General features: G+C 72.8%; 23 protein-coding genes. 13 read left to right on the top strand and 10 right to left on the bottom strand.

Features of this window, described 5'->3' with window-relative positions:
• Window positions 1-3: 3 nt before the first annotated feature.
• Together ACTMS2_RS05555 and ACTMS2_RS05550 are read right to left on the bottom strand one after the other, a co-directional pair.
• Window positions 4-477 (bottom strand): hypothetical protein, encoded by a 474-nt coding sequence (locus ACTMS2_RS05555; RefSeq protein WP_101414157.1) that lies wholly within the window; start codon window positions 475-477, stop codon window positions 4-6.
• A 153-nt stretch (window positions 478-630) separates the two neighbouring features.
• Window positions 631-837 (bottom strand): acyl-CoA carboxylase subunit epsilon, encoded by a 207-nt coding sequence (locus tag ACTMS2_RS05550; RefSeq protein ID WP_089002018.1) that lies wholly within the window; start codon window positions 835-837, stop codon window positions 631-633.
• Window positions 838-929: 92 nt separating this feature from the next.
• Between ACTMS2_RS05550 and ACTMS2_RS05545 the strand changes: the two genes are divergently transcribed.
• A complete protein-coding gene (locus ACTMS2_RS05545) occupies window positions 930-2,855 on the top strand; it encodes a protein kinase domain-containing protein (protein WP_441174401.1) in 1,926 nt (641 codons plus the stop codon).
• Between the two features lie 91 nt (window positions 2,856-2,946).
• Window positions 2,947-3,177, top strand: a complete 231-nt coding sequence (locus ACTMS2_RS05540; protein WP_441174400.1) for a hypothetical protein — start codon at window positions 2,947-2,949, stop codon at window positions 3,175-3,177.
• Between the two features lie 98 nt (window positions 3,178-3,275).
• Here the strand turns inward: ACTMS2_RS05540 and ACTMS2_RS05535 are convergent, their stop codons facing one another.
• Together ACTMS2_RS05535 and ACTMS2_RS05530 are read right to left on the bottom strand one after the other, a co-directional pair.
• Window positions 3,276-4,028, bottom strand: a complete 753-nt coding sequence (locus ACTMS2_RS05535; RefSeq protein ID WP_441174399.1) for a GH25 family lysozyme — start codon at window positions 4,026-4,028, stop codon at window positions 3,276-3,278.
• Window positions 4,029-4,159: 131 nt separating this feature from the next.
• On the bottom strand, window positions 4,160-4,705 hold the full coding sequence (locus ACTMS2_RS05530; RefSeq protein WP_441174398.1) for a Uma2 family endonuclease: 546 nt from the start codon (window positions 4,703-4,705) through the stop codon (window positions 4,160-4,162).
• Window positions 4,706-4,806: 101 nt separating this feature from the next.
• Between ACTMS2_RS05530 and ACTMS2_RS05525 the strand changes: the two genes are divergently transcribed.
• From ACTMS2_RS05525 to ACTMS2_RS05515, 3 genes are all read left to right on the top strand, one after another.
• Entirely contained in the window at window positions 4,807-5,556 is a 750-nt protein-coding gene (locus ACTMS2_RS05525) for a M50 family metallopeptidase (RefSeq protein ID WP_441174397.1), read from the top strand.
• A gap of 96 nt (window positions 5,557-5,652) precedes the next feature.
• Window positions 5,653-6,153, top strand: a complete 501-nt coding sequence (locus ACTMS2_RS05520; RefSeq protein WP_089002013.1) for an RNA polymerase sigma factor — start codon at window positions 5,653-5,655, stop codon at window positions 6,151-6,153.
• Window positions 6,146-7,057, top strand: coding sequence for a hypothetical protein (locus ACTMS2_RS05515; protein ID WP_441174395.1), 912 nt, complete (start codon window positions 6,146-6,148; stop codon window positions 7,055-7,057). Before ACTMS2_RS05520 ends, ACTMS2_RS05515 begins: the two co-directional genes overlap by 8 nt.
• Window positions 7,058-7,109: 52 nt before the next feature.
• On the opposite strand, the gene ACTMS2_RS05510 is transcribed toward ACTMS2_RS05515, so the two are convergent.
• Window positions 7,110-8,693 carry an acyl-CoA carboxylase subunit beta gene (locus tag ACTMS2_RS05510; protein WP_441174394.1) on the bottom strand — a complete coding sequence of 528 codons (1,584 nt, stop codon included), beginning with the start codon at window positions 8,691-8,693 and terminating at the stop codon, window positions 7,110-7,112.
• A 105-nt stretch (window positions 8,694-8,798) separates the two neighbouring features.
• On the opposite strand from ACTMS2_RS05510, the gene ACTMS2_RS05505 reads away from it, so the two are divergent.
• Window positions 8,799-9,674, top strand: coding sequence for a biotin--[acetyl-CoA-carboxylase] ligase (locus ACTMS2_RS05505; RefSeq protein ID WP_441174393.1), 876 nt, complete (start codon window positions 8,799-8,801; stop codon window positions 9,672-9,674).
• An 84-nt stretch (window positions 9,675-9,758) separates the two neighbouring features.
• Window positions 9,759-10,331 carry a PH domain-containing protein gene (locus ACTMS2_RS05500; protein WP_089002009.1) on the top strand — a complete coding sequence of 191 codons (573 nt, stop codon included), beginning with the start codon at window positions 9,759-9,761 and terminating at the stop codon, window positions 10,329-10,331.
• Between the two features lie 25 nt (window positions 10,332-10,356).
• Here the strand turns inward: ACTMS2_RS05500 and ACTMS2_RS05495 are convergent, their stop codons facing one another.
• Window positions 10,357-11,103 (bottom strand): GtrA family protein, encoded by a 747-nt coding sequence (locus tag ACTMS2_RS05495; RefSeq protein WP_441174659.1) that lies wholly within the window; start codon window positions 11,101-11,103, stop codon window positions 10,357-10,359.
• Between the two features lie 64 nt (window positions 11,104-11,167).
• Window positions 11,168-11,701: a GtrA family protein gene (locus ACTMS2_RS05490; protein WP_441174657.1), complete on the bottom strand. Its 534-nt coding sequence runs from the start codon at window positions 11,699-11,701 to the stop codon at window positions 11,168-11,170.
• A gap of 395 nt (window positions 11,702-12,096) precedes the next feature.
• On the opposite strand from ACTMS2_RS05490, the gene ACTMS2_RS05485 reads away from it, so the two are divergent.
• The 4 genes from ACTMS2_RS05485 (at window position 12,097) to ACTMS2_RS05470 (ending at window position 17,281) form a co-directional block, all read left to right on the top strand.
• The gene (locus ACTMS2_RS05485) at window positions 12,097-13,938 is read left to right on the top strand and encodes a phosphoenolpyruvate carboxykinase (GTP) (protein ID WP_441174392.1); all 1,842 of its coding nucleotides are present in this window, start codon (window positions 12,097-12,099) and stop codon (window positions 13,936-13,938) included.
• Window positions 13,939-13,980: 42 nt separating this feature from the next.
• Window positions 13,981-14,841: a hypothetical protein gene (locus ACTMS2_RS05480; protein ID WP_441174391.1), complete on the top strand. Its 861-nt coding sequence runs from the start codon at window positions 13,981-13,983 to the stop codon at window positions 14,839-14,841.
• Window positions 14,842-15,321: 480 nt separating this feature from the next.
• Complete coding sequence (locus ACTMS2_RS05475; RefSeq protein ID WP_441174389.1) at window positions 15,322-16,479, top strand: geranylgeranyl reductase family protein; 1,158 nt, start codon at window positions 15,322-15,324, stop codon at window positions 16,477-16,479.
• 31 nt (window positions 16,480-16,510) lie between these two features.
• Entirely contained in the window at window positions 16,511-17,281 is a 771-nt protein-coding gene (locus ACTMS2_RS05470; RefSeq protein WP_089002005.1) for an isoprenyl transferase, read from the top strand.
• A 117-nt stretch (window positions 17,282-17,398) separates the two neighbouring features.
• On the opposite strand, the gene otsB is transcribed toward ACTMS2_RS05470, so the two are convergent.
• The 3 genes from otsB to ACTMS2_RS05455 all read right to left on the bottom strand — a co-directional run bounded on the left by otsB (window position 17,399) and on the right by ACTMS2_RS05455 (window position 19,283).
• Window positions 17,399-18,223 carry a trehalose-phosphatase gene (gene otsB, locus ACTMS2_RS05465; protein ID WP_441174387.1) on the bottom strand — a complete coding sequence of 275 codons (825 nt, stop codon included), beginning with the start codon at window positions 18,221-18,223 and terminating at the stop codon, window positions 17,399-17,401.
• A gap of 103 nt (window positions 18,224-18,326) precedes the next feature.
• The gene (locus tag ACTMS2_RS05460; RefSeq protein WP_089002003.1) at window positions 18,327-18,680 is read right to left on the bottom strand and encodes a hypothetical protein; all 354 of its coding nucleotides are present in this window, start codon (window positions 18,678-18,680) and stop codon (window positions 18,327-18,329) included.
• A gap of 162 nt (window positions 18,681-18,842) precedes the next feature.
• A complete protein-coding gene (locus tag ACTMS2_RS05455; RefSeq protein ID WP_089002002.1) occupies window positions 18,843-19,283 on the bottom strand; it encodes a helix-turn-helix domain-containing protein in 441 nt (146 codons plus the stop codon).
• 264 nt (window positions 19,284-19,547) lie between these two features.
• Between ACTMS2_RS05455 and ACTMS2_RS05450 the strand changes: the two genes are divergently transcribed.
• A complete protein-coding gene (locus ACTMS2_RS05450; protein ID WP_363626919.1) occupies window positions 19,548-19,892 on the top strand; it encodes a hypothetical protein in 345 nt (114 codons plus the stop codon).
• Between the two features lie 31 nt (window positions 19,893-19,923).
• Window positions 19,924-20,262 carry a hypothetical protein gene (locus tag ACTMS2_RS05445; protein WP_441174386.1) on the top strand — a complete coding sequence of 113 codons (339 nt, stop codon included), beginning with the start codon at window positions 19,924-19,926 and terminating at the stop codon, window positions 20,260-20,262.
• Window positions 20,263-20,316: the final 54 nt, after the last annotated feature.

Here is a 20,316-nt window from a genome sequence, read left to right as displayed (position 1 = left end):
CGATCATGGCAGCACCACCGGACCCCGCACCTGCCCCGGCACGGGCTCCGGCCCGGTGGGATCGGGCAGCACCGGCGGCGCGCCGCGAGGCGCCGTGGCGGCCGGGTTGGCGAGGGCCCGCTCGACGTCGGTCACGCGCGCGGAGGCGAAGGCGTCGGACCCGGTGTAGTTGGTGGCGACGGTGCCGGCGGCCGTGGCCAGGTGGCCGGTGGCGTCGCGGACGCCCCAGACCATGTCGGCGGTGGCCTGCTGGGTCTCGTGGTGGGCGCGCAGGAAGTTGACCAGCTCGATGAACGCGTCGGCCGGGTTGGGCACCGGTGCGGTCATGTCCTCGGCGATGTACGACAGGTGCGGGGCGTAGTTGCGTTCCACCTCGGCCTGGAGCTTGTCGGCGAACTCGCGGAGCTGGCGGATGTCGGCCTCGATGCTGCCGTAGCCGCGGAGCCAGGACGCTGGACCGTCCTCTTCGGGGATCATCGGCCCTCCCTGCCCGTCACTGCGCCGTTTCCCTGAGTGAGGTTAATGGGTCCCCGGGCATGTCGGCAGCCCCGCCCCGACCGACACCGGTCACCCTGCGGGCGCGTAGGGGCGCCGAGCTGCGGTGATCCGTACGGAAAAGGACGGAAAAGGTCAGCGGGGCAAGCCGGACGCCCGCCACGCGCCGGGGCCGGCGACCGCCGCTGCGGGTCGGCCGGAGCGCGCCCAGGCGGACGCGGCGACCGGAGGGGACGCGGCGGCCGGGCGGGACCGTACGACGATCGCGCCCACCAGCGCGGCCAGTTCCTCGGCGGTGGGGACCCCGCGGACGACCCGGAACAGCGGCTCTTCGGCAGACATGGCGCCAGCGTACGCGCCGGAGAGGTTGACCTGAACCGCACAGTGGCGTGCCGGCGGTGTGAGCGTCGTCGGCTCCGGGTACCGTCTGGGCGATGTCGAACGCGCTGCCCCAACTCGTCGCTGACCGATACCGGCTCCTCTCGCCGCTCGGTCAGGGTGGCATGGGTCGGGTGTGGAAGGCGCGCGACGAGGTGCTGCACCGGGACGTGGCGATCAAGGAACTCGTCCCGCCGCCCAGCCTCACCGACGAGGAGCGCCGCGAGATGCGGGAACGCTCGCTGCGTGAGGCTCGGGCCATCGCCCGGCTCAACCACATCAACGTGGTCCGCATCTTCGACGTGCTGCGCACCGACGGCGACCCGTGGATCGTTATGGAATACGTGCCGTCGAAGTCGTTGCAGGACACGCTCGCCGAGGACGGCCCGGTGACGCCGGCGCGCGCGGTGGAGATCGGCCTGGGCGTGCTGGCCGCGCTGAAGTCGGCGCACAAGGCCGGCGTGATGCACCGCGACGTCAAGCCCGGCAACGTGCTGCTCGGCGACGACGGCCGGGTGGTACTGACCGATTTCGGCCTCGCCACGATTCCCGGCGACCCCAACGTGACCCGCACGGGCATGGTGCTGGGCTCGCCCGCGTACATCTCGCCGGAGCGGGCCCGCGAGGGCACCGCCGGGCCGGAGGCCGACCTCTGGTCGCTGGGCGCCACCCTCTACGCGGCGGTGGAGGGCAAGTCGCCGTACGCGCGGCCGTCGGCCATCGCCACCCTGGCGGCGCTCGCCACCGAGCCGATGCCGCCGCCGAAGAACGCCGGGCCGCTCAAGCCGGTGCTCAACGGCCTGCTGCGCAAGGACCCCAAGGAGCGGATCACCGCCGAGGTGGCGGAGAAGCTGCTGCGCCGCGCCGGCGGCAAGCGCACCCGGACCATCCCGCTGCTCGACGGCGTACGCCGGCCGGGGCCGAACGGTCCGCGTGAGCCGCGCCCGCCGCTGGTGCCGGCGCCGCGACCGGCCGAGGGCGGGTCCGACAAGCCGGTCAGCCCGCCGGCGCCGCGTGCGCCGCTGGCGGCGGCCGGTGCCGGTGCCGCTGCGGCGTCCACCGCCGAGGACGCGACGGCGGCGGTCTCCTCGGACGCCGCGCCGACGGCCAAGGTCGGAGCCTCCACGTCGGACTCGGCCCCGACCGCGAAGGTCGACCCGCCGAAGCCGGCGCTCGACGACACGAAGGCCGACCCGGCGCCCCGCAAGCCGGCGAATCCCACCTCGGTGATGCCCCCGCCGGTGGGCCCGCCGTCCGGCCGGGCGGCGGTCGTGGCGTCCGACGGTACGAAGCCCGACAACACCCGGCGCAACGTCCTGATCGGCGTGCTGGTGGCGCTGCTGCTGCTCGGCCTGGTGGTGGTCGTGCCGATGCTGACCAGCGGCGACGGTGGGGACGGCGGGGGCACCCCGCAGGCCGACCCGACCGGCGCGGCGACCTCGCAGGGGCAGCCGCAGCAGTCCTCCGCGCCGGCCCCGCCCACGAGCGCCGCGCCGAGCCCGACGCCCTCGGCCACCCCGTCCCCGACGCCGGACGCGCTGCCGGCGGGCTGGAAGCTGCACAAGGACCCGGCCGGCTTCGCGCTGCCGCTGCCGGCGAACTGGGTGCGCCGCAACGCCGGGGCGAACACCGTCGTCTTCGACGAGCCCGGCGGGGTGGGCGAGTTGCTGGTGCAGTGGACCTCCACGCCGAAGTCCGACGCGTACGCCGACTGGAAGCGGATCGAGCCGGACCGCCGGAAGCTCGTCAAAAACTACCAGTACCTGAGCATCGAGCCCTGCGACTACTTCAAGACCTGCGCGGACTGGGAGTGGCTGGAGACCCGCGACGGCACCCGGATCCACGTCCGCAACCGGGGCTTCGTCACGGCCAAGAATCGCGGTTACGCCCTGCGCTGGGAGGTCGCCGCGAAGGACTGGCAGGCCAAGCTGGCCGACTTCGACCGGATCGCCAAGGGCTTCGTGCCCGACCGCAAGGACTGACCCGCGGGATTCGCGCCCGTTGCGAGATCGACTCGCATGACCTTCGGCCGTACGGGGTATCTGACCTTCACGACGGAAGGGAGGGTACGACATGGGTTACCGACTGAGGGACGCCCGGCCCCGAGTGGCACTGTGGATGCTCGTGGCCCTCGGCGACATCGTCCTGCTGCTCGTCGCCGCCGGCCTGCCGCTGCTGTTCGCGCTGCTCAGCGTCGTCACCGTCACCCTCGCCGGGGTGGGCGTCCGGCGCTTCGCCCGGCGCAACGCGCTCACCCGCGAGAACGCGGCGACCGTGTCCGTGGCGGCCCGACGGCAGGCCTGACGCCCGCGGGAGCGGCGTGGCGGCAGCCGGACCAGTTGTCGACCGTACGGTGACAACCGATCCCGCTGCCGCCAACCGCCTCCCCAGGCGATTCAGGCTCAGGTGTTGTTGGCCAGCGCGATCAGCCGGCTCCGGTCACCGTTCCAGTAGTTGCGGTCGACGGCGCCGCTGATGCCCGAGACGCTGCCCCGGTCGGTGTACTGCCAGAAGCTCCAGAACGGTGCCCCGGCCGGCAGCGCGCCGACCGTGCTCGACCAGCGGGCGACCCAGAGCGGGTGGTTGGCCCACGGGGCCGTCCAGTTGCCGGTGCACTGGTTCCACCAGCTCGTGGTGGTGTAGATGACGGCGTAGCGGCCGGTGCGGGAGCGGTAGGTGTTCAGGAAGTCCTGCACCCAGTTGCGCATGCCGGTCGTGCTCAGGCCGTAGCAGTAGCCGCCGGCGTACGGGTTGGCCTCGAGGTCCAGCGCGGCCGGGAGGGTGCGGCTGTCGGCCGACCAGGCGCCGCCGTTGGAGGCCAGGTAGTTCGCCTGCACCGCCCCGGAGGAGATGTTGGGCCGGGCGAAGTGGTACGCGCCCCGGATGACGCCGGCGTTGTAGGCGGCCACGTAGTTCGTGTTGAACCTCGGGTCCTTGTAGCTGGTGCCCTCGGTCGCCTTGATGAAGGCGAACTGGATGCCCGCGTTGCGGACGCTGGTCCAGTTGATGGCGCCCTGGTAGTGGGACACGTCGATGCCGGGTGTGGTGGCGGCCGCTGCGGGGGTCGCGGTCGCGACGAGCCCCGCCGCCGCGGTGGCGAGGGCCGCGAGGGTGGCGGCCAGCAGCCGCCGCACGGATGTTCCGGTACGGGTCATGGATGCCTCCAAGGACGCCGGACTTAATAGACGTTCATCTTTGGAGGTAAGTGCCCCGGATGGCAAGGGGCGCTAAGGAATTCTTCATTAACGGTGGAAGTGGATTACCGCGCCGAGCGGGTGTCGCCGCCTCAGCGCAGCGTGGCCGGGTCGACGCGCCAGCGGATCGGCGCGGCCAGGCTGAGCTCCTCGCCCGGCTTCGCGACCTGCTCCTCGACGTAGTGCGCGCCGTCGAGCCGGTGCAGCCGCAGCGAGTGGCCGGTGCCGTCCTGCTCCACCAGCAGATACCACGGGATCCCGGTGATCGCGTAGAGCTGCATCTTGACCAACCGGTCGGCGGCCGCGTTCCCCGGCGGGACGATCTCGCAGACGAGGACGACCTCACTCGCCTCGACCACGGTGCCCTCGTCGTCGGTGTCGGCCACCACCACGTCGGGGATGACGATGCGGTCGACGCCGAGCCGGACGTTCACCGCCTCGAAGACCGCGAGGGCCGCCGCGGCGTCGTCCAGGCTGTTGGCCAGCAGTCGCGACACCCGCTGGTGCCGCTTGCTCGGGGCAGGGCTCACGATCAGGCTCCCGTCGAGCAACTCGATCCGGTTCGGCGTCTCGCCCATGGCGAGGTACTCGGCCTCGGTCCACAGGCCGACGTGGGGTTCCCGGAGGACCGCGCTCACCGGCGTCCACCTCCCGCTCCGGTCGCCACCGGATCAGCCTCCCTTGATGCGGGCCGGAGAGGACGCAGCGACACAGGTCGGGGCCGGTAGGCTCGCGCCCCATGGTGTCGATCGACGGGCTCGGCGGTCTCTGGGACAAGTTGTTCGCGGCGCAGCCGGACCCACCGCCCCTGCTGGTGCTGCTGACCGCCGCCGTCGCGTTGGTGGTCGTCTCCACCCGGTTGCCCTGGCGGATCGCCCGCAACGCCGTCACCATCGCCCACGAGGGCGGGCACGCGCTGGTCGCCCTGCTCACCGGCCGCCGCCTGCACGGCATTCGGCTGCACTCCGACACGTCCGGGCTGACCCTCTCGGCCGGCCGGCCCACCGGCCCGGGGATGATCCTCACCCTGCTCGCCGGCTACGTCGCCCCGCCGCTGGTCGGGCTGGCCGGCGCGTGGCTGCTCGGCGGCAACCGGATCACCCTGCTGCTCTGGGTCGCCGTGGCGCTGCTGCTGGCCATGCTGGTGATGATCCGCAACGTCTTCGGCGTGATCTCGCTGCTGGTCACCGGCGGGGTGGTGCTCGCCGTCTCCTGGTACGCCACGCCGCAGGTGCAGGCGGCGTTCGCGTACGCCGGGGTGTGGTTCCTGCTGCTCGGCGGCGTACGGCCGGTGGTGGAGCTGCAACGGATGCGCTCGCGCGGCCGGATGCCCGCCTCCGACGCCGACCAGCTCGCCGGTCTCACCCCGCTGCCCGCGTTCTTCTGGGTCACCGTCTTCGCCCTGGTCAACCTGGTCGCCCTCGGCGCCGGCGCGTTGCTGCTGGCCGGCCCGATCCTCACCGAGGCCGGCCTGACACCCGGAACATGACGTGCCGGCCTGACCCCCGGAAAATGACCGGCCGGCCGGGCAACCGGCGGCACGGCCGGGCGCGTGTCCCCTGTGACCGTCACGGGGAGGTAGCAGGTGCCGGACGTCGACGGGTTCGACGAGTTCTACCGGGGCAGCCGGCAACGGCTGCTCGGCTTCGTCTACGCGCTCACCGGCGACCTCGCCGAGGCGCAGGACGCCGTGCAGGAGGCGTACATCCGGGCCTGGCAGCGCTGGTCGACGGTCAGCGGGTACGAGGAGCCGGAGGCGTGGGTGCGGGTCGTGGCGAGCCGGATCGCGGTCAGCCGGTGGCGCAGCCTGCGCAGCCGGGCCCGCGCCTACCTGCGGCACGGCGCCAACGAGAGCGTGCCCGGCCCGGACACCGCCACCGTGGAGGTGGTCACCGCCCTGCGACGGCTCCCCGAGGAACAGCGCACCGCCATCGCGCTCTACTACCTGATGGGCATGCCGGTCGCCGAGGTGGCCCGGCAGACGGCCGCCCCGGTGGGCACCGTCAAGGCCCGACTCTCCCGGGGGCGTGCCGCGCTCGCCGGGCTGCTCGCCGTCTCTGACCTGGAGGAGGCCGCCGATGCGTGACGAGCCGAGGTTCGTCGAACAGGTGCACCGTGACCTGCGTGACGTCCGCTGGCCGGAGCCGGCGGAGATCCGCGCGCGGGCGCGCAGACGCAGCAGGCGTACGGCGCTGACGGCGGCCGTCGCGGTGCTCGTCGTCGTCTCCGGCTCGGCCGTGGCGGTCGGGGAGTGGGCCGGGCGGAGGGACGCGCCCCCGGCGCCCATGGCCGCCGCCACCTCCGTGTCGCCGACGACCGCCGCGCCGGCCGAGATCCCGCAGGACGCGCTGCTCGCCCCGGCGGACCTGCCCCTGAGGACCGGTGTGCAGCTCGGCGAGGCCGGCCTGATGGAACCGGTACGCGTCGACCCGGTGCTGGAGTCCTGCGGCCGCGAGCGGGGCGTGCCGTCGGCGGCGCCCACGTCCCGCTACTCGCGGTCGCAGACCCTGCTCTGGGCCCCGGAGAGCCCGGTGACGCGGGGCCCGGCGCTCACCCAGGACGTCTACCGTGTCCATCCGGGCCAGGGCCGGCTGGTCTTCGGCCTGGTCGGGCTGCTGCTCAACGCCTGTGCCGAGTGGCAGCTGACGAAGTCCACGCTCCTTGGCGGCAGTCCGGTGGCGACCACCCAGACGCACCGCTGGGAGACGCCGATCAGCGGCTTCGCCGGCGACGAGTCCGTGATGCTGCGCCACGTGTCGCTGCCCTCCCGCCTGCGGGCCAACGGGAAGGTGGCGGCCGCGGACGAGGCGGTCGAGGTCACCATGGTGGTGCGGGTCGGCGACCTGGTCACCGTGGTCGCGCTCAGCCCGGGGACCCTGCAGGACACGGTCGCCGGAACGCGCCCCGGTGGCCTGAGCTACGCCGACCTGCAGACACTGGGCAGGACGGCGGCGCGCCGGATGTGCGCGTCGGCGAATCCAAGCTGCTGACCGACCCGTGCCCGGCCGGGGCGGCGATCGGCCGGGCGCCGGGCCGGCGGCGTCAGAGCGGGATGTTGCCGTGCTTCTTCGGGGGCAGGGTCTCGCGCTTGGTACGCAGCATCCGCAGCGCGCGGACGATCTGGGTGCGCGTCTCGTGCGGCGGGATGACGCTGTCCACGTAACCGCGCTCCGCCGCGATGTACGGGTTGGCGAGGGTGTCCTCGTACTCGGCGATCTTCTCCGCCCGCACGGCTGCCGGGTCCTCGGCGGCGGCCAGCTCCGAGCGGTAGAGGATGTTCACCGCACCCTGCGCGCCCATCACCGCGATCTGCGCGGTCGGCCACGCGAAGTTCAGGTCCGCGCCGAGGTGCTTGGAGCCCATCACGTCGTACGCGCCGCCGTACGCCTTGCGGGTGATCACGGTGACCTTCGGGACGGTGGCCTCGGCGTACGCGTAGATGAGCTTCGCGCCCCGGCGGATGATGCCGTCCCACTCCTGCCCGGTGCCCGGCAGGAAGCCGGGGACGTCCACGAAGGTCAGCACCGGGATGTTGAACGCGTCGCAGGTGCGCACGAACCGGGCGGCCTTCTCCGAGGCGGCGATGTCCAGGGTGCCGGCGAAGTGCATCGGCTGGTTCGCGACCACGCCCACCGGCCGGCCCTCGACCCGGCCGTAGCCGACGACCATGTTCTGCGCGTAGAGCGGCTGGACCTCCAGGAACTCGCCGTCGTCGAGGACGTGCTCGATGACCCGGTGCATGTCGTACGGCTGGTTGGCCGAGTCGGGGATCAGCGTGTCCAGTTCCCGGTCGGCGTCGGTCACGTCGGGGTCGGCGGGGGCGTCGAAGACCACCGGCTCGTCCAGGTTGTTCGACGGCAGGTACGACAGCAGCGCCTTGACGTAGTCGATCGCGTCCTGCTCGTCCGTGGCGAGGTAGTGCGCGTTGCCGCTGCGCGAGTTGTGCGTACGGGCGCCGCCCAGCTCCTCCATGCCGACGTCCTCGCCGGTGACCGTCTTGATGACGTCCGGGCCGGTGATGAACATGTGCGAGGTCTGGTCGACCATCACGGTGAAGTCGGTGACCGCCGGGGAGTAGACCGCGCCGCCGGCGCACGGGCCCATGATCAGGGAGATCTGCGGGATGACGCCGCTGGCCCGCACGTTGCGGAAGAAGATCTCGCCGTAGAGGCCGAGCGAGGCGACGCCCTCCTGGATGCGCGCGCCCCCGGAGTCGTTGATGCCGACGACCGGGCAGCCGATCTTCATGGCCAGGTCCATGACCTTGACGATCTTCTCGCCGAAGACCTCGCCGAGGGAGCCGCCGAAGACGGTGAAGTCCTGGGCGAAGACGCAGACCTGCCGGCCGTCGATGGTGCCGTAGCCGGTGATGACGCCGTCGCCGTACGGGCGGGTCTTCGCCAGCCCGAAGTTGGTGGACCGGTGCCGGGCCAGCTCGTCCAGCTCGACGAAGGAACCCTCGTCGAGGAGCATCTCGATGCGCTCGCGGGCGGTCTTCTTGCCCCTCGCGTGCTGCTTCTCGACCGCACGCGCCGACCCGGCGTGCACCGCCTCGTCGACCCGCCGCTCCAGGTCGGCCAGCTTGCCCGCGGTGCTGTGGATGTTGATCCCGGTCTCGGTAGTCACCCTGGGAATATAACGATGGTTCAGGCCGCCGCCGCTGTGCAGTTCGCCTCAGCCGAGCCGTGACGCCCCCGGCTGGCCGGCCGGGGGCGGCCGTAGGCTGACGGGATGCCGGGCTCGCCGTACACCGATCTGGACCGCCCGCCGCTGTCGGCGGCGCGGCTGCGGCGGGCGCTGGTCGCCCCGCACGGACCCTGGGCCCGGCTGGAGCTGCGCGTCGAGACCGGCTCCACCAACGCGGACGTCGCCGAGGCGGCCCGGGCCGGCGAGCCGGAGGGCCTGGTGGTGGTCGCCGAGCGGCAGACGGCCGGGCGCGGCCGGCGCGGCCGGGTCTGGCAGTCGCCGGCCCGGGCCGGCATCGCCACCAGCGTGTTGCTCCGCCCCGGGGAGGCCGTCGCCGACCGCGACTGGCCGGCGGCACCCCAGACGGGGTACGGCTGGCTGCCGCTGCTCGCCGGCGTCGCCCTCGTCGAGGCGGTCACCCGGCTGGCCGAGCTGGACGCGGGCCTGAAGTGGCCGAACGACCTGCTCGTCGGCGACGCGAAGTGCGCCGGCATCCTCGCCGAGGCGGTGCCGGGGGCCTTGCCGGCCCGGCCGCCCGCGATCGTGCTCGGCGTCGGCCTCAACGTCACTCTGCGGGCGGACGAACTGCCGGAGAACCCGACGGGGCTGCCGGCGACCTCCCTGCAACTGGCCGGCGCGGCAGCCACCGACCGGGACCCGCTGCTGCGGGCGCTGCTGCGCGGGATCGCCGACTGGTACGCCGAGTGGCGCGCGGCGGGCGGCGACGCGGTCGCCTGCGGCCTGCGCGACGCCTACCTGGCCGCCTGCGCGACGGTCGACCGGCAGGTACGCGTGCTGCTGCCCGGCGGCGAGGAGGTGACCGGCACCGCGACCGGCGTGGACGCCGACGGCCAGCTGCTGGTCGCCACCTCCGCCGGTGCCCGCGCCCTCGCGGCCGGCGACGTGTTGCACCTGCGCTGAATCCCGCAGACCGCCGCGCGGCTGATCCCCCGGCGACAGGGGAGCGGTTACGGTCAGCGCGTCCGTTTCTGCGAGGAGGTTCCCGTGGCGTTCCCCGATGACGTGCTCACCGAGGACGAGCACGTCGTACTGCACCTGCACCCGCACTGGAAGGCGCTGGTCCGGCCGGTCGCGGTGCTCGTGCTCGCCATCGCGGCGGTGGTGGCCGGTGTGGTCCTGCTGCCGTCCGGCGGGGGCGGCTCGATCGCGCTCGCCGTCATCGGCGGCCTGGCCCTGCTGGCGGTGCTGTGGCTGGCGCTGTGGCCGTTCCTGGTCTGGCGGACCACCCACTACCTCTTCACCGACGAGCGGGTGCTGCTCCAACAGGGCGTGCTCTCCCGGGACCGGCGGGACATCCCGCTGACCCGGATCAACGACCACGCCATGAACCAGCGGTTCGTGGAGCGCCTGCTCGGCTGCGGGACGCTGACCATCGAGTCCGCCGGCGAGCGCGGCCAGTCGGTCCTGCACGACGTGCCGAAGGTCGGTCAGGTCCAGACCAAGCTCTACGAGCTGGTGGAGGCCCACCACGACAAGCACTCCCTCGGCGACTCCGAGATGCGCGACATCCTGGCGGACCTGCACGACGGCAAGCCCCTGCGCGACCCCACCGCCTGAGACCGGCGGCGGGCCCCGGCGCGGGTCAGCGGCGCGGCGGTCGGCGGGTGCTCGCCTGGAGCTCGGCGGCCAGTTCCGCCTCCAGTTCCCGGTCCAGCGAGCCGCCGAGGCCGGCGTCGAGCGGGACGGGGCGCCCCTGGACCGGGGCCGCCGGGCCCGCCGCCGGCGCGGGGCCCGGGCCGGGCGCGACGCGCGGGACGCGCCGCCCGGCACCTGGCGGCGGCTCGGACTCCTCCAGCTCGGAGATCGACTCGGCCAGCTCGGCCACCGGGTCCATCTCGGCCATCGTGTCCCACTCGTCGCGCGGGATGCTGTGCCACGTGTCCGCCGCGTGCGCGGGTGCCGGTTGGAAGACGAACGTCCGGTAGGACCAGAAGCGGAACAGCGTCGCCAACAGCACGCCGCCGGTCTTCGCCACGTTGAGGGCGAGCAGGCTGGTCAGGCCCAGGCCGTACTTGGCAGCGGCCAGGACGCCCAGCTCGATGAGCAGGCCGGCGCCGTTGAAGAGGAAAAAGAGGACGTACTCGCGCCGCATGGCCGACTTCGGACGATCCCTGTACGTCCAGTGACGATTCATCAGATACGATGTGATGGTCGCCACCACGGTCGCGATGACCGTCGCCTTCAGTTGACCGTCGACGAAAACGGTCAGTGCGAGCGCGTTGAACACGGCGTAATTGATTACGGTGTTGACGCCGCCGACGATTCCGAACTTGAGCGCCTCGTGGATGAACTTCTGCCAGCGCTCAGGCAGCAGACGGACAAGACGCATGCGGAACACCTTAGGGCAGTGGGCGGGGCCGGCAGGCTCCGGCCGGGACGGGGTGGGCGGGAGGTCACGCCCGGTGGTCTCGGTCGTCCTTCTCTTCCGGAACGGTGGGAGTTCCCGCTTCGACGAAGACGAACCGTCGGTAGGACCAGAACCGGAACAGCGTCCCGAGGCCGGTCCCGACGACGAAGCTGGCGATGTTGTCGGCCAGCGGGGTCTGGAACACCTCCGGCCAGATGCTGCCCAGGCCGTAGCGGCTGATCGCGAGGCAGGCCACGGCGATCCCCAGGCCGACGCCGTTGAAGAAGAAGAACAGCGCGTACTCGCGGGCCGGGTTGGAGCGCTTGCGGTGCCGCCACGTCCAGAACCGGTTGCCGACGAACGCGACGGTCGCCGCGATCACCGTCGAGATGGTCTTCGCGGTGACCTGCTCGACACCCCGCACAGTCGTCAGGTAGTTGAAGAGCGCGAAGTCGATCAGGAAGGCGACCCCGCCCACGGTGGCGAACTTGCTCAGCTCGCGGACGAGATGGCCGAAGCGCTCCACCAGCGAGTGGACCAGACCCGTGCGGGTCTGCCGGGAGCCGGGCTCCCCGGTCATCGTCGCGGCCACGACGCGAGCCTACCGGCTGGTGGCATCCCGTACGGGTAGCAACGACGGACCACCTGTCCGGGTGTGTGCCTGTGGACAGAGCGTAACGAGATCGACGGCGCGGCGGGGCGGTTCGGTGGGTTGCGTCGACGGGACGCCGCCGGCGGGCGTGTGAGGTTTCACCTGAGCATTTGCGTGAAACTGCGCGTGAAAGCGGGTATTAGCTCGTGATGCCGCAGCGTGACCGCAGCTTGTGCAGTTCTTCACAACCAGTCCCACTGACTGGTGACCTCACCCGGTTTACGCTGAGGCCAATCCCAGGTTCCCACGAAGGCGACGCATAGCGCCGTCAAGACTCGTGCATCCCATAGATCGGTCAGCGTCGACCACCAAGGAGATGTGTCATGGTTGCTCCGGCTACCGTTCGGGGTATCGATCAGGCCCCGACGTCCCACCCCAAACTGCTCGCCTGGGTCCGTGAGGTCGCTGAACTGACCACCCCCGACCGTGTCGTCTGGGTGGACGGGTCCGACGAGGAATGGCGTCGCCTCACCGACGAGCTGGTCGAGGCCGGCACCCTGATCCGACTCAACCCCGAGAAGAAGCCCAACTCGTTCTACGCGCGCACCGACCCGACGGACGTCGCCCGGGTCGAGGAGCGCACCTTCATCTGCTCCGTCGACGAGGCGGACGCCGGCCCCACCAACAACTGGATGGCGCCGGCCGAGATGAAGCGGACGATGACGGAGCTGTACCGCGGTTGCATGCGCGGGCGCACCATGTACGTCATCCCGTTCTGCATGGGCCCGGTCGAGGCCGAGAGCCCCATGTTCGGCGTCGAGATCACCGACAGCCCGTACGTGGTCGCCTCCATGCGCATCATGACCCGGATGGGCGCCACGGTCCTGGAGGCCATGGGCGACGACGCGGACTTCGTCCACGCGCTGCACTCCATCGGCGCGCCGCTCGCCCCCGGCCAGCAGGACGTGGCGTGGCCGTGCAACGAGACGAAGTACATCTCGCACTTCCCGGAGACCCGGGAGATCTGGTCCTTCGGCTCCGGCTACGGCGGCAACTCGCTGCTGGGCAAGAAGTGCTACTCGCTGCGGATCGCCAGCGTGATGGGCCGTGACGAGGGCTGGCTCGCCGAGCACATGCTCATCCTCAAGATCACCTCGCCGGAGGGCAAGGTCTACCACGTCGCCGGGGCCTTCCCGTCGGCCTGCGGCAAGACCAACCTGGCGATGCTGGAGCCGACCGTCCCGGGCTGGAAGGTCGAGACCATCGGCGACGACATCGCCTGGATGCGCTTCGGCCCCGACGGCCGCCTCTACGCGGTCAACCCCGAGTACGGCCTCTTCGGCGTCGCGCCCGGCACCGACTGGAAGACCAACGCCAACGCGATGCGCACGCTGGACCGCGGCAACTCCATCTTCACCAACGTGGCCCTGACCGACGACGGGGACATCTGGTGGGAGGGCATGGGCGAGCCGCCGGCGCACCTGGTCGACTGGAAGGGCAACGACTGGACGCCGGAGAGCGACAGCCTCTCCTCGCACGCGAACAGCCGGTTCTGCACCCCGATCACGCAGTGCCCGATCCTCGCCGAGGACTACTACGACCCGAACGGCGTGCCGATCGACGCGATCCTCTTCGGCGGTCGCCGCCGGGACACCATCCCGCTGGTGACCGAGGCCCGCGACTGGGTGCACGGCGTCTACATGGGCGCGACGCTCTCCTCGGAGACCACCGCCGCCGCCTCCGGTGCGGTCGGCGTCGTCCGCCGCGACCCGATGGCCATGCTGCCGTTCATCGGCTACCACGCCGGCGACTACTTCCGGCACTGGATCGAGATGGGCAAGGGCACCGACGGCGACGAGTCCAAGCTGCCGAAGATCTACTACGTCAACTGGTTCCGCAAGGACCCGGAGGGCAACTTCCTCTGGCCCGGTTTCGGCGAGAACTCCCGCGTGCTCAAGTGGATCATCGAGCGGATCGAGGGGCGCGCCGAGGCGGTGGAGACCCCGATCGGCATGGTCCCGGCCCAGGACGCGCTCGACGTCGACGGCCTCGACATGACCCCGGAGGACGTCCGGATCGCGCTGAAGGTCGACCCGGAGGAGTGGCGCAAGGAGCTCCCGATGGTCACCGAGTGGTTCGAGAAGTTCGGCGACAAGCTGCCGGGCGTGCTCTGGGCCGAGCTGGACGCGCTGCGCGCCCGGCTCGACGCGGCGCCGCAGCGCTGAGACAGGTGTGACGGACGCCCCGACCGGGCATCATCGGTTCCCATGAGGACGGCCGCCGCGACCGAGGTCCGGCGGCCGTCCGCCGTCCGGGCGCTGACCACGCTGCTCGCGCTGACCGCGGCGGCCACCGTCGTGGTGGAGCTGCTCAACTGGTGGTACGCCCCGGAGCAGGGCTTCGGGCTGGCGGTACGGACGGGCTGGGCGATGCTGCGCTCGCTCGGCTTCCTGCTGCTGATCGGGCACGTCCGTCGGGGCCGGCGGGTGGCCCGGCCGTTCGGGCTGATCCTGGGGGTGACCACGGTCTTCGCGGTCGGCCGGCTGATCGTGCCCCGCCAGGGCGTGCCGCCGCTGCCGGGGTTGCTCGGCTTCGCCCTGCTCACCGTGCTCTGCGCCGCCGTGGTCTGGCTGCTCTACCGCTCGCCAGCCGTGTCCGGGCACCTGGTCCGCCACCGGCCCCGGCTGGTCATCGACCGCGAGGGCATCTCCTGGCGGGAGACCCCGCCCCGCCGGCCGGAGGTCAGCGGTTGGCTGCTCACCAGCCGGGTCGCGGCGTTCACGTACAGCCCGCTCATGCTGGTCCCGGCCCTGGTCGCCGGCGGCGCGGTGCTGGACGACCGGCTGACCGCCGTGCCCGCCGTGCTGCTCTGGTTCGCCGCCGGGATCGTGACCAGCTACGCGGTGCTCTTCTGCACCGCCTTCCTCATGCGCGGTAAGGGCTGGGCGCGCACGCTGCTGCTGGTCGTCACCGCTGTCGTGCTCGCCGTCGACCTGCCGCTGTGCTGGTGGCTGCTCGGCCCGGACGGTCTGGTCCGCGACGGCGGGCCGCTGGTGGCCGCGGCGGCGCTGACGCTCTACGGCCTCTGGCGCGCCACCCGCGCCGAACGGGCCGCCCGGCCGGCGTAGGGACGCATCCGCGCTGTCGAGCTGCCCCGTCCATGAGACCGCTCCCGGCCCCGTCCCCAACGGCCGTCCTGCCGCGACACCCACCGCGACGGATCCTCCGTCCAGGACACGCTCCTGGCACTCGTCCCCAACGGCGTCAGCCCGTCCTTCCTGCCGATCTTGGTAGGAACATGCCCCGCGAGGGGTGCGCATCTACCAAGATCTCCTGCGCGTCGGCGTCGCCGCGCCGCCGCGCCGCCGCGCCGCCGCGTCGCGCCGCGTCGCGCCGCCCCGCCGCGCTTACCCCGCCGCGTGGCCGCCCCGCCGCGTTGCCACGTCGCCACCCCGCCACCCCGACGTGGCGACGTGGCGTCGGGAGGTGCCGTCGCTGCGGGGGTCGCGGGACGTCCTCGCCGACGTGCCGGGCGGGTTTCGCCGCGCTGCGCGTCTCCGGCGGCAGGATGGCCGCAGGGAGCCGGACCGGCGGTGGGAGGCGACGCGGTGGGCGACGAGTCCGTGGGCGACGAGTTCGACGTGGTGGTGGTCGGGGCCGGCCCGGCGGGGTCGGCCGCGGCGCTGGCGGCCCGGCGGGCGGGGGCGAGCGTACTGCTGCTGGACCGGAGCGAATTTCCCCGGGACAAGGCGTGCGGGGACGGCATCGCCGCGCACGCGTTGGACGTACTGGACGAGCTGGGGGTGCCCGACGCGGTGGCCGGGTACGCGCCCCTGCCGGCGCTCCGGCTGGTCGGCCCGGGTGGCGGCACCGTGGCGCGGGCGCTGCCGCGGCCCGCGTACACCGTGCCCCGGAAGGTCTTCGACGCCCGGCTGGTGGCGGCGGCGGTCGCGGCCGGCGCGCGGCTGCGCCGGCACGCGGTGCGGCACGTCGAGGTCCGGGCCGACCGGGTGGTGCTCGACGGCGGGCTGGCGGCGCGGGCGGTGGTCGGCGCGGACGGCGCCGGGTCCGTCCTCCGGCGGGCGCTGGGCCACCGGCCGAATCCCGACCGGCACCTGGCGCTCGCCATCCGGGGGTATGCGCCGGCGCTGACCGGCCCGCCCGAACAGCTCATCGTTACCTCGGCGCCGCGCTGGCCGGCGTACGCCTGGTCGTTCCCGATCGGGGACGGTCGGGCGAACGTCGGGTACGGGGAGGTGCTGCGGGGCGAGCCGCTGAGCCGGGCGCACCTGGTCGACCGGCTCGGCGCGCTGCTGCCCGGCACGGACCCGGCCACGGTCACCGACCTGCGCGCCCACCACCTGCCGCTGTCGACGTACCGCCCCGCCCCGGGGCAGGGGCGGCTGGTGCTCGCCGGCGACGCGCTCTCCCTGATCAACCCGTTCACCGGGGAGGGCATCTTCTACGCGCTGCTGTCCGGGGCGCTCGCCGGCGCGGCTGCCGCCGGCTCGCCCGAGCAGGCCGCCCGGCGGTACGCGGCGACGCTGCGCCGCCGCCTCGGCACCCACCTGCGGCACAGTTCGGTCGCGGCGTGGCTGGCCCGGCGCCGGCAGGTGGTCGACGCGGCGGTCCGCGCGGCCCGCCGGGACGACCGGGTCTACCGGACGGTGGTCGAGTTGGGGCTGGGCGACGGGCGGCTCGACGCCCGGACCCTCGGCATGATCGGCATCGGTCTGTCGGCGCGGGAGCGCATTCCGAGGCGGTGATCCGGGGCGTGGGTCGCTACGCTGCAAGGTGATGACTCTGCGGGACCTGATCTACTCGGTGTACGAGCGTCGCCTGACGGCGAAGCTCGCGGGCAAGCCGGTGCCCCGGCACGTCGGCGTGATGTGCGACGGCAACCGTCGTTGGGCCCGGGAGATGGGCTACGTCGACCCGAACGACGGGCACCGCATGGGCGCCGTCAAGATCAAACACATGCTGGGCTGGTGCAACCAGGCCGGCATCGGGCACGTGACGCTCTACCTCCTCGCCACCGACAACCTGCGCCGACCGGCCAAGGAACTCGACCCGCTGCTCCAGATCATCGAGGACCTGGTGGTCGAGCTGGCCGAGGAGGGCAACCCCTGGCGGCTGCGGATGGTGGGCGCGCTCGACCTGTTGCCGGCCTCGACCGCCGCCGCGCTGAAGGCCGCCGAGGAACGCACGCGGGACCGCAGCGGCGGGGCCGAGGTCAACATCGCGGTGGGCTACGGCGGCCGACGGGAGATCACCGACGCGGTGCGCTCGCTGCTGCTGGAGTACGCCGCCACCGGCGGCACCATCGAGGAACTGGCCGAGGTGCTGGACGTCGAGCACATCGCCGAGCACCTCTACACCCGGGGGCAGCCCGACCCCGACCTGGTCATCCGGACCAGCGGCGAGCAGCGCCTCTCCGGCTTCATGCTGTGGCAGTCGGCCCACTCGGAGTTCTACTTCTGCGAGTTGAACTGGCCCGACTTCCGGCACATCGACTTCCTGCGCGCCCTGCGCTCCTACGCCAACCGCCAACGCCGCTACGGCGCCTGACCGCCCCGCAGCGCCCTCGCCGGGTCGGCCCCGCAGCGCGCGCCGTCGCGGGGCGGGCCGGTGCGCGGTCGCCGGGGCGGGCCGGTGCGCGTGCCGCCCCCGGCCGGCGCGGGCGCGTCAGGTGAGGTGCCGGGTGGCGTCGGTGAGGAAGTCGCCGAGGGCGGCGGGGGAGTCCAGGGTCAGGTCGGCGGCCTTCGCGACCTCGTGACCCGTCTCCGGGTTGGCGACGGCGACGCAGACGCCGAAGAAGTGCGGATCGGCGGCGGCCCGGGCCCGCAGCGCGGCGAACGCCTTGATGTCGGAGACGTCGTCGCCGAAGTACCAGGCGCCCTCGGCGTCCCGGACGATCTCGTCGATCACCATGCCCTTGTCGCGGTCGACCGGCGGCTTGAGCTCCAGCACCATGCGCCCGGCCTGGACCTTGAGCCCGAGCCGCTCGGCCTGGGCCCGGCCCCACCGCTCCACGTCCGCGCCGAGCTGCGGCGCGGTGCGCCAGTGCAGCGCCACCGAGAGCCGCTTGTACTCCACCAGGGTGCCCTCGGGCAGCTCGGCCCGGGCCAGGTCGTTCAGCTCGGCCATGGTGGGCACCCAGGGCAGGGCCGCCGGCTCCGTCACGGTCTCGCCGCCGGAGTGGCTGTGCTCCAGGCCGTAGAGGCCGTAGAGGTCGACGCCGGACAGGCCGCCCAGGTGGTCGCGGAGGAAGTCGACCGGGCGCGCGGAGACGATCGCCACGCGCCGGACCACCGGGGCGAGCGCCTCGATCGCGGCCAGCACCTTCGGGGCGGGGCGGACGGCGGTGGGATCGTCGTCGACCGGCGCCAGGGTGCCGTCGAAGTCGAAGAAGAGCACGGTCCCGGCCGACCGACCGGCGGTCGTCCGCCAGGCCTGCTCGGCGTCCAACGGGGTCCTCGGCTGCTGGTTGCCCAGATTCAACGGCGGCACGCGCGACAGCGTACCCCGGGCGGGGCGGCTCAATCCCCGCCCGAGCGGTGGCTGCCGGCCGGCGCCCCGGAGGGGTGCGGTCGGTGCGCGGCGGGCCCGACGGTCAGCGTTCGGCGGCTCCCCGTCCCCGCCGGCCGAACGGCACGACGGCGGCATCCTGGCCGTGGCTGAGCAGGTAGCCCTCGACGAATCCGCTGTTGCGGTCGCCGGTGCGCTCCTCGATCTCCTTCAGCCGGCCGACGAGGAAGTCGGTCAGGGCGCTGACCCGGTTGTCGAGCCGGTCGTGCAGCTCGGCGACCACCGCCAGGATCACCGCGGTGCTGGCGGAGGTGAGCGCGAGGAGGTTGACGAGCAGGGGAAGCTGCCCGCCGTTGACCGCCAGGGTCACCACGTTTCCGGTCACGCCCAGTGTCAGCGACACGGTGGCGATCACGACTGCCATCCACTTCAGGGTCATGGACAGACCCCTCCTTCTGTCCCGCAGGGCTGGGTTCGGCCTTGTCCCGTCCCCCCGCCGACGACGAGCCCAAGCAGTACGAATACGGACGCTAGCGCGCCCGTTCCGGCCCCGGAGCGAAACGAATGAGTCTGACCTGCCGTTCTTTCGCCATCTGAGGAACTAGCCGGCCTGTTTCCCTCGTTTTCGGACATCGACCGGGAGGGTGGGCCGGTACGCGAGGTATCTGATGGTTTCCCGGATGTGGAACTTCTCCGCGTCGGAGACGTCGGGGTCCACGAGCCGACGCAGCAGCGCCTCCACGTCCGGGTCCATCGGCGGCGGGGTCGGCGTGCTGCGGGGGGCGGACGTCCGTTCCCAGCCCAGTGCCGCGAAGGCGGTCGCGGGGCTGAGCCCGAGACCCTCGCAGAACGCGACCACGCGCTCCGCCTCCGGGTCGCTCGCCCAGTCGCCCCGGACCCAGCGGTTGATGGTCTGCCGGGAGACGCCGGTGCGACGGGACACCTCGGTGCCGCTCCACGCCCGGGTGGCCCGGGCCTCGTCGAGCGCCCGCCGGACGAAGGTGGCGAAGGCGATCTTCCGTGCGTTGGCCGTCTCGGTCACTCGGTGACGGTACGACCATCCGGCCACCGGTGCGTGTCCTGGCACGCTGTTGTCACGCGGACGTGACGTAGTCGTCGACGCGCCGGTAAACGATCCGGCACCGCTCCTGAGGGGTGTCACCTGGGCAGAATAGATGCCCGTAGAGGCCGTCGTAAACGGACGAAAAGCTGATACTGTCACGTCCATGGGACAATCTACGGTGTGTCACGTGCATGAGACGATCGGTGCTCACATGTGTCACGCCCCCGGCGCGAGGGGGGCGTGGTGACCGAGCTAGCCACCCGGGCCCAGGCCTTCGGCCTGATCGCGGAGGGGGTGGCCACGGGCCTGAGCGCGCCATGGCGGCTCTACCTCGCCAGAGGTTGCCGTTACCTGTCACTCAGCGTCGGCGACCGCACCGAGTGGGACTCCTGGCGTACCCACCTCGGCTGCCCCGAGGTCAGCGTCCGGGTGTACGACGCCGGCGGGGAGATCCGTCGCTCCTCGGTGGCCGAGGTCGTCCTGGACGGCTGCCGGATCAGCGTCGAGCTGGTCGAGGAGGTCAGCACCGACGACCTGGACCGCCTCCTCGTCGCCGAGCCGACGCCGACCGAGCCGGAGGAGCGATGACCCGGGACCCGCGGCGCACGGGAGCCGCCGGATGAGCCCCTTCCTCGCCGTCTTCCTCGTGCTCGTCCTCGGTGCCACGAGCTACGCGGCCGGGCGGCTGCACGGTCAGCTCAGCTACCGGATCGGCTACCGGTTCGGCTACCGGCAGGGCTACTTCGACGGCGACCGGGGGGCGTGGAACCGGCGTCGCCGCGACGCCCAGGCCGCCATCGCGTCGGCCCTGGCCGGCCCGTCGCCCGTCACCGCCGCCCGGGTCGCCGGCACGGTGGTCCGGCCCGGCACCACGTACACCGGCTCGTCGTTCTCGGCGCCGGTCGCCCCGGTCACCGGGCGGCACCCGACCGGCACCCTGGTCCGGCGGACCGGTTGAGCCCGGTCGACGGGGAGCCCGAGGCCCCGTCGACCGTAACGGCACGGTGCGTCG

This window comes from Micromonospora sp. SD12 (assembly GCF_052068495.1).
Taxonomy (GTDB): domain Bacteria; phylum Actinomycetota; class Actinomycetes; order Mycobacteriales; family Micromonosporaceae; genus Micromonospora; species Micromonospora echinofusca.
This window is presented reverse-complemented; position numbering and strand designations above follow the sequence as displayed.